This is a genomic window from Planctomycetia bacterium, assembly GCA_034440135.1.
Lineage (GTDB): Bacteria > Planctomycetota > Planctomycetia > Pirellulales > JALHLM01 > JALHLM01.
Genome location: JAWXBP010000325.1, coordinates 1 through 7,599, shown reverse-complemented (window position 1 = coordinate 7,599; position 7,599 = coordinate 1). Strand labels below are relative to the sequence as shown.

The following is a 7,599-nucleotide window of genomic DNA, read 5'->3' as shown; positions in this document are numbered from 1 at the left end:
AGAGTTGACAGGACACTAGCCCGACGCGCAAGCGAGGGGGAGAGGGCGTGGATCGAGTGTACGGACCGTGCTCAAGGTCGACGACTGCTCCCCCTCGCTAGCGCGTCGGGCTAGTGTTTTGCCTTTGGCGTGCGCGATTCAATTCACCTAGAGGCAATGCAGGAAGGCGGTCAGATCCTGTTTTTCCGCGGTGTTCAGCCGCAGTTCCAGCACGATGTTGAAGAACTCAACAGTGTCCTCCAGCGTTAGGCAACGCCCGTCGTGCATGTACGGCGGGCTTTCTTTGATCCCCCGCAGCGTGAAAGTCTTGATGACGCCTGGAGGGGCCTCGCCGGAGAAGCGTTCGACCTGCAGGTCATGGAGTTGATGATCGATGTAGAACGGCGCTGGATGGCACTCCGCGCAACGCGCCTTGCCGAAGAACAGCCCTTCGCCGCGCAGCTCGGATTCGTTGGCGAGCGCCGGGTTCAAACGTCCTTCGCGATTCAACTTCGGCGCCGGCGGGAAATCGAGCATGTTCTGCATTTGGGCCATGTGGCTGACCTGAATGCGGTCGAGGATCGCCATGCCTTTTTTCATGGCATGAATGGCGTCGCCGTTGAAGTACGCGGTGCGTTGCTCGAATTCGGTGAAGTCTTCGATTGAGCGGAGACTGCGTTTCGACCCGTGAATTTGCTGTTGTGCTACGCCGCGCAAGCTCACCGTGTCGAGTCGCAGGCGGCGCTCTTGAGGTCGCGTGTCGGGATTCAAGTGAAACTGCGCGGTTGTGTGGCCGTTCACGTGGCAATCGAAGCAAGTGACGCCAAGGCTCGGTTGCTCAGTCTTGCGATCATCGGTGGGATTAAATTCCTCCTGCGGCAACGGCGTAAGCAACAGTCGCAGTCCGTCCAGTTGCACCGGCGTCAGCAAATCTTTGAACAGCGGGTAGTAGTTGTTGATCGACACGACCTGGCCGCGCGAGACGTCGCCCAACTCCGGCCGATTCGCGAGAAAGATCGCCGGCGGAAACTCGGGGATGAAGGCGTCCGGCAGATCGAACTCCACGTCGAACCGCTGCAACCGCGGGAACATGTCGATCTGCATCTTGGGAAACACCTGGCCGCCGGCGACTTGCTTGGGATGTGGCAGCGCGGGGTAGGGAAAGGCTCGTTGCTCAAGCATCTGCGGTGGCGTCAATCCCGCTAGCGAATCCCAGGTGACGCCGTCGCGCAAGCGCGCCGTCGGTCCCAATGGGATGAGCTTGCCGCGCGTCATGCGGAGTTCAGGATTCGTTCGTGGCGTCAGGTTGTACCGCGCTTCCAGCAATTGACGCTGGCGCACCATGACCGGCTCGCGCTGCGCGACGTCGGCCGCCATGATTTCCGCAAAGGTCGTCCCTGGCTTCGCGGCGTTGAGCGGATCTTTGTAGAAATCGAAGCCGGTCATGCGACCGGCCTCTGGCTGCTCGGCGAGCGAGGGGTCGATTGACGCCGGCTTGCTCAGTGCGGCGGTCATCGCGCGATCATGGTCATTGAACTGCGTTTCCGGGCGATCGCCAGTCGGCGGCTGAACGGTTTGCGCCTGCTGTACCGCGTCCGCACGCTCCGCGCGCGCCGCAGGCGGCGTCGTCGCCGGCGCAGCAGGTTGAGCAGGTTGCTGGCCGGCGCGCGGGCGGCGCGGTCGATCTTGCGCCACGCCGTTGTACGCGGCCATGAACAGTAGCAATCCGGCGAGCGAGCCGACCGCGACAATTCGTTTACATGGAAGGCGCATGGCACTTCACCTCGGCTGGGGGCGTCTGGGGTCAATGCAGTTCACGCAACGGTTGCAATTGTCGTTCCGAAGCGGCTACGCATGCAAGCCTCCCTCCATGATTGCGCTTAGCGAAATCGCATTCAGTAGTGAGGAAAGAGAGAGATTGTCCCCCGGGTAGTTGAACGAATCGTTTCAGTTCGCAGTTCGCGACACTGGCATCGGCATCTCCGCGGAGGATCAAGGAAAGATCTTTTGGCCGTTCACGCAGGTCGTCCGCAAGTATTGCCGCGCTCCGGGGTTCCGCTCCTGATCTATGCGGCCCCATCTGGGGCGTTTTCCTGGTGACTCGACAGCGCTTCATCCGGTATCCAATGCACGCGGCGAAAATCGCTCGCCTGCCACAGCCGCACGCCGCCAATGTAGGCGTTGCGGTTGTGGCCCAGACGCACAAAATCTGGCAGCTGTCCGCGTAGTCGTTGGGCATTGCCGCCGCCGAGAACGATGTAGTCCGCGGCGAACGCGTACAGAAGCTTCGGAAGCACGCGCAAAATAGCCCTCCGCCAGCGAGGCTGACCGGTCTGATGCAACGCTTTTTTGGACAGCATCTCCTCCAGGCTGCGATTGCGCGAATAAGGAATGCTGCCCAGTTCTAACGGCACGACGAAACCGTCCACGACGAGTGTCGAACCGACGCTGGTGCCGAGACCCAGGAACAACATCGAGCCGCGCTCATAGCTGCCGAGCGCCTGCATCGCCGCATCGTTCATTAGCCGGACCGGCACGTCGATCTTTGATTCAAAGTCGAAATCGAGCCAACCGTCCCCCAGGTTCCACGGCTCGCGCGCTGGTCGGCCGTTCTGCACGCGCCCCGGATAGCCGATCGCCACCGAGTCGCAGGGCGCCGCTTGCCTCCAGCGCTCCAGCGCCTGCAGTAACTGCGCGGGCGTGAACTGCTTGCCGGTGGGAAGCCTTTCCATGATCTTGCCGTCCGGCGACCAGGCTTTGACGTTGGTGCCGCCAATATCAACGACGAGGGGCTTCATGGAGTTGGCTTACTGGAATGGGAATTGTGGTGGTCGATGTCGGCAGGCTCAAGGCGAACCTTTCCGTCGTCGCTGACAAGCCAATGAAATGACTTGAAAGCGACGCCGGATGTGTCGACGGTCGAAGTGTCGGCCAGGCCTCGTCGATCAACTACGCGCACCCGTTGCAACTTTGTTGGCAAGTCGCTGTCGTGCGCTTCAACGGCATCTGCAAAGACCATGCCGGCGCCGAGTTCGTCCAGATTGATGCCTGCATTCTTGAGCGCCTGCGCGGCGCCCATCCAGCACACCCAATGAGGCCGCCCGCTTGTCCGCCGACGTTCGGCCAGCGTATTCGCGAGCGCCTTCAGAAAGGTGCCCTGGTCGAATGCATTCAGGTGCGCACAATTGACGAAGATCGAATGGCGCGGGTTGTCGAGGGCCCGAATGACTGCATCCATTTCCGGCGCCTGGGTTTCCGTTCCCAGGTTAACTTCGGCCTTTTCGGTCAATTGCGTCGATGCCAAGGAAACCGCACACCACTGATAGCCTTGGGCATTCCATTGCTGAATCAAGGAATCCAGGAGCGGCTGGAGCGAATCCAGCGCCTGCGATTCCAAAGCCACGCCAACGCCGAACGTCGGTAGGCGCACCGGATCGCCTCCGGCGGTCGATCCCAATTCCAACCGTCGCCGAGGGCAATTCGTCATCCATCGCGAGAGGTCGTTGTCGACAATTTGTTCGATCAAGTCGATCACACCGTCACCATGATCGCGCTCAAGAATTATATCCGCGCGATCTTTCAGCGCCTGCACGGCGTTAGAAACCGCAGCGCCGCACTCGCAGTAGGTTAAAAGCACGTGATCGTTTTCAGCATCTCCGACGGCCACGGCGTTGCGTGGCGAAAGGCCGAATTCACCGAGTGCATGCTCCAGCCCCGTGGCTTTGCTGACCGTGCCGGGAAGCACCATGACAGCACCTTTGTTCAGGACGATCTGCATGCCGAGGCCAAGGTCGCGAATGACCTCAAGCACGGTCGTTCCGTGCGGTTCCCAAGTGGCGACGATGGTATGTCCGACTGCGATCGGCCCTACGCCGCGTGCTCGCAATGTTTCGATGAACCGTGGCGACGGGGCTTCCGCCAGTACTTTCTCCGCTCCCGTTGCCGGGTCATAAACGACCGCTCCGTTTTCCACGACGAGGCGATCGAAGACGTGCGCGCTGGAGAACGTCTCCAACAATTCCGCCAGTCGGCGCCCAGTGACCATCACCAGGCGCCGTCCCGACGCCCGCACTTGTTCGAGCGCGGCCATCGTCGGAGCATCCACTTGGCCGTGTCTGGCCAACGTACCATCGTAATCGCAGGCCAGTACATGGAATCGTCGCATTACCGTCCGAGGACCTCGCTGCGCACTTCTTTGCGATCCGACCGAATGTCCGACGCGCCGTGCATCCGTAGAATCGATTCGGCCAACGCATGCCGATCGCCCGCGCGGACAGTGAGCACCATGCGACCGGCATCGAGTTCACTCTCGTAGAATTGAGCTTCTTCATCGCTCAGGCCATAGCCGATCAACGCGCCGGTCAATCCTCCGGCGGTCGCGCCAGCCGCTGCGCTGGCCAGCACGCTGCCCAAAATGCCGCCTGCCACGATGGGACCGATCGCGGGCAGCATGCCGGCCGCGATGCCGAGCGCCCAAATGCCGCCAAGACCTGCGCCCGCAACGGCACCCGTCGCTGCGCCCGCAACGGCGTTGCCTGCGCCGGTGTCCACATCCGCGGCCGGACTTTGCCAATCCGCGTCCTCTTTGCGCGCGATGACACCGATTTCGCTGTTTGTGAACCCTGCTGAGTGCAGATCAGTCACGGCGGTGTGTAGATTCTCGCGGCTATAAAAGACGCCCACGACCAGGTTTTGGTCCAACGTCTGTTCGCGCAGCGGTTCCATGATGTGGCTCCTAAAAAGAGTGAATCCCAGGCGGCTCACTAGCGAAGCAACTGTCGTGCCAGTGGGCCGCGTCCCACTTGAGCCGAGGGCGCAAGTATGAGGCGTTCCCAACATGAAGTTGAGAACGCCCAATCGCTTCCGAGTGAAGCAAGGAACTACCGATTCTGCGACAACTCATGGCGCATCGAACGCAGTTCGGTTTGTAGCTCAATCACCATCTGTTCCAGTCGATCCAGGCGGTCCGTAGCGCCGACGTTAGATCCGGAATTCCAGGTCGGTGGGGCCGGCCGGCGACCGTAGCCGTCGGCATCATAGCCCCGCTGATAGCCGTCGCCGCGATAACCAGCGCGTTGCACCGCGGCTACGGTGGCAACCAGCGGCACCGTGCGGCCGTTTCGCATGACGTTCAGTTCCGCGGTCGAGTTCGGACTCAGACCCGTCACGCCATCGACCAAATCATGGTAATTCCAGACGTCGCGGCCGTTCAGTCCGACAATGATGTCACCCGTTCGCAACCCAGCCCGAGCGGCGGGACTACCGGTCGCGAGTCGACTCACCCGCGCTCCGTTGCCCGAGAAGCTCGGCGACAGATAGACGCCCAACCAACCTCGGGAGGAGGCGACGGAATCTGACTGCGCGGCGGTGGGGTATTCGATCGACACAGTTTGTTGTTGACCGTCGCGCTCCACGATGATCGGCACGCGCCGTCCCGCGAGTTGCGGTGCGAAGTCCTGAAATTCGCTTGGCGTGGTGAATGTACGACCATCGATGGAGATGATTCGATCGTCGGCACGCAATCCCGCTTGTGCCGCGAGCCCGCCGGTCGGGACTGTGCCGATCATCAGCGGCTGTCCCGTCTGTCCCCAGACTTGAAAGCCTGGGTCGAAGTTCGAACGCGGCGTACGCCCAGCTTGCGGATCTCGACCGTCGCGCCGATCGTCGTTGCGAAACGTGCGCGCGTCGCGCTGAGTGTCAGTGTTCGGGAAGCGATCGGTAGCCGCGCCGGCCGCGGAATCAGCTGGCGTACCATTGTCCAAGGCGGGCGGAGTGACCTCGCCGGGCTGGGGAACATCGCTCGTTTGTCCGGCAGGCGTATCCGCGAAGGGGGGCGCCACTTCATCGGAGGCTGGGTTCGGATTGTCAACCGTCTGCGGCGTGACAGGCGTGGTGTTCGGCTGCGCGGACTGCGCTGCTGCGGGTGGCGCCGCTGGGTCAGCAGCGCTCTCGTTCTGCGCGCCGGCTGTGGATGCGAATGCGATGGACATCGCGAAGGCGCCGCTCATTAAAGACCGTTTCATGGACAACTCCTGCAATCAAGGAAAGGCGGTAGTGAGAAAGTGAAATGACTCCAAGTCGTCGAAAGTCGAATGGCATTGTCGATGGTAGAAGCGTGGTTGAGTCGCGACCTCGTTGGCGTACTTCGCGTCGCTTACCCACACAAAACACGTTGTTTCCGTGCGATTTTCCCGCGTTCCACTGTTCACGAACCTGTTGGCATCTTTGATGCCAAACCATTCGGCTTAGCGAGGGCTTGCACGACACTGCGCGAAGCTCATCCGCGCTGACACGATTGCGACCAGGCGGGCCGAATGGCACTTCTTTTGCAACAGTAGTTCTGCGGAGTTAAGAGCATCATGTCGGCCAAGTGAACTCTCTCAAGTCCACGAAGGTCGAAGCAAATTCAACGAGGAGGCAAAAATGAGATATTTACTGGGAATGCTCGTGCTGGGGAGTGTGCTGGCGGCCGCTCCCGCCGCTTCCGCTCAAGTCGAAACGCAGCGTGAAGATCGTATTGAAGACCGCGCTGATCGCGTGGAAGATCGGATCGACGACCGAGCCGATCGCGCACGCGACGATCAATGGCGCTATCGCCGTCAAAACGGCAAGTGGTGGTATTGGACGCCGAGCCGCACTTGGGTGGTTTGGAGTGGCGGTCAATGGGTGCCATACAGCGGCCGCGCGACAGTGCGATACGCCACGCCGCAGTACCGTTCGAACTACTACCGCAATGGTTATCCGGACCGGTACTACGGCGATCGCGACGGTTACCGATATCGCGGGGGCTATCGTGCTGGATACGGATCGGGCTACCCCTACCGTTACAGTACCGGTTATCGAGGCTACGGCGGCTATGGCCGTGGCGTCTACATCGGTCCGCGCGGGGCTGGCATTCGTTTCTAGCCGATGGGCGGCTTCGCGAGAGTCTTGGCTCGGTCGTCGATTCACGTTAATCGACGGCCGGGCTTTTTTGTTCGCGTTGCAAAAAGGAAAGGCTCGACCAACGGATGAATACTGCACTGTTGCTAGTCGACGTGATCAACGACCTCGTATTCCCCGAAGGAGAGCAACTGCTCGCGGCGGCGCTGCCGATGGCGAAGAGTATCAACAGACTGAAGGCGGCAGCCACGCGACGCGAAATCCCCATCATCTATGTCAATGACAATTTCGGTCATTGGCGTTCCGACTTCCGGGCCCAGGTCGAGCACTGCCTCCACGATAACGTGCCGGGCAGAGCAGTCGCGAAGAACGTCACGCCAGGAAAGGACGACTACTTCGTTCTCAAGCCCATGCACTCCGGCTTCTACGGCACGGCGTTGGAACTGCTTTTGCGTCATCTCGACGTGCGTCGACTGATTCTTTGCGGCACGGCGACGAACATCTGCGTATTTTTCACGGCCAGCGACGCCTACATGCGCGGCTTCGAGCTCTGGATTCCGGCGGATTGCGTCGCGGCGAATTCGGAGCAGCTGTCGACGGAGGCATTGAGTGTGATGCAAACGGTGCTCAAGGCGGATGTCCGCTCCAGCATGGAGCGCGGGCTTGACGACTGGGACGACCCGACCTCTGGGACTGTGAAGCACGATCGATTGCTCAAAGAGTCGTAGCGATTGCTTT

General features: G+C 60.9%; 7 protein-coding genes. 2 read left to right on the top strand and 5 right to left on the bottom strand.

Annotation, left to right across the window (positions count from 1 at the left end):
• Positions 1 to 147: 147 nt before the first annotated feature.
• The 5 genes from SGJ19_19695 to SGJ19_19675 all read right to left on the bottom strand — a co-directional run bounded on the left by SGJ19_19695 (position 148) and on the right by SGJ19_19675 (position 6,002).
• Positions 148 to 1,752 carry a cytochrome B6 gene (locus tag SGJ19_19695; GenBank protein ID MDZ4782476.1) on the bottom strand — a complete coding sequence of 535 codons (1,605 nt, stop codon included), beginning with the start codon at positions 1,750 to 1,752 and terminating at the stop codon, positions 148 to 150.
• A gap of 293 nt (positions 1,753 to 2,045) precedes the next feature.
• A complete protein-coding gene (locus SGJ19_19690) occupies positions 2,046 to 2,777 on the bottom strand; it encodes an ROK family protein (protein MDZ4782475.1) in 732 nt (243 codons plus the stop codon).
• A complete protein-coding gene (locus SGJ19_19685; protein ID MDZ4782474.1) occupies positions 2,774 to 4,144 on the bottom strand; it encodes an HAD family hydrolase in 1,371 nt (456 codons plus the stop codon). Before SGJ19_19685 ends, SGJ19_19690 begins: the two co-directional genes overlap by 4 nt.
• Positions 4,144 to 4,704 carry a hypothetical protein gene (locus SGJ19_19680; GenBank protein MDZ4782473.1) on the bottom strand — a complete coding sequence of 187 codons (561 nt, stop codon included), beginning with the start codon at positions 4,702 to 4,704 and terminating at the stop codon, positions 4,144 to 4,146. Before SGJ19_19680 ends, SGJ19_19685 begins: the two co-directional genes overlap by 1 nt.
• 155 nt (positions 4,705 to 4,859) lie before the next feature.
• Positions 4,860 to 6,002, bottom strand: a complete 1,143-nt coding sequence (locus SGJ19_19675; protein MDZ4782472.1) for a PDZ domain-containing protein — start codon at positions 6,000 to 6,002, stop codon at positions 4,860 to 4,862.
• A gap of 400 nt (positions 6,003 to 6,402) precedes the next feature.
• Between SGJ19_19675 and SGJ19_19670 the strand changes: the two genes are divergently transcribed.
• Both SGJ19_19670 and SGJ19_19665 read left to right on the top strand, forming a co-directional pair.
• Complete coding sequence (locus SGJ19_19670; protein ID MDZ4782471.1) at positions 6,403 to 6,885, top strand: hypothetical protein; 483 nt, start codon at positions 6,403 to 6,405, stop codon at positions 6,883 to 6,885.
• Between the two features lie 104 nt (positions 6,886 to 6,989).
• Positions 6,990 to 7,589 carry an isochorismatase family cysteine hydrolase gene (locus tag SGJ19_19665; protein MDZ4782470.1) on the top strand — a complete coding sequence of 200 codons (600 nt, stop codon included), beginning with the start codon at positions 6,990 to 6,992 and terminating at the stop codon, positions 7,587 to 7,589.
• Positions 7,590 to 7,599 lie beyond the last annotated feature (10 nt).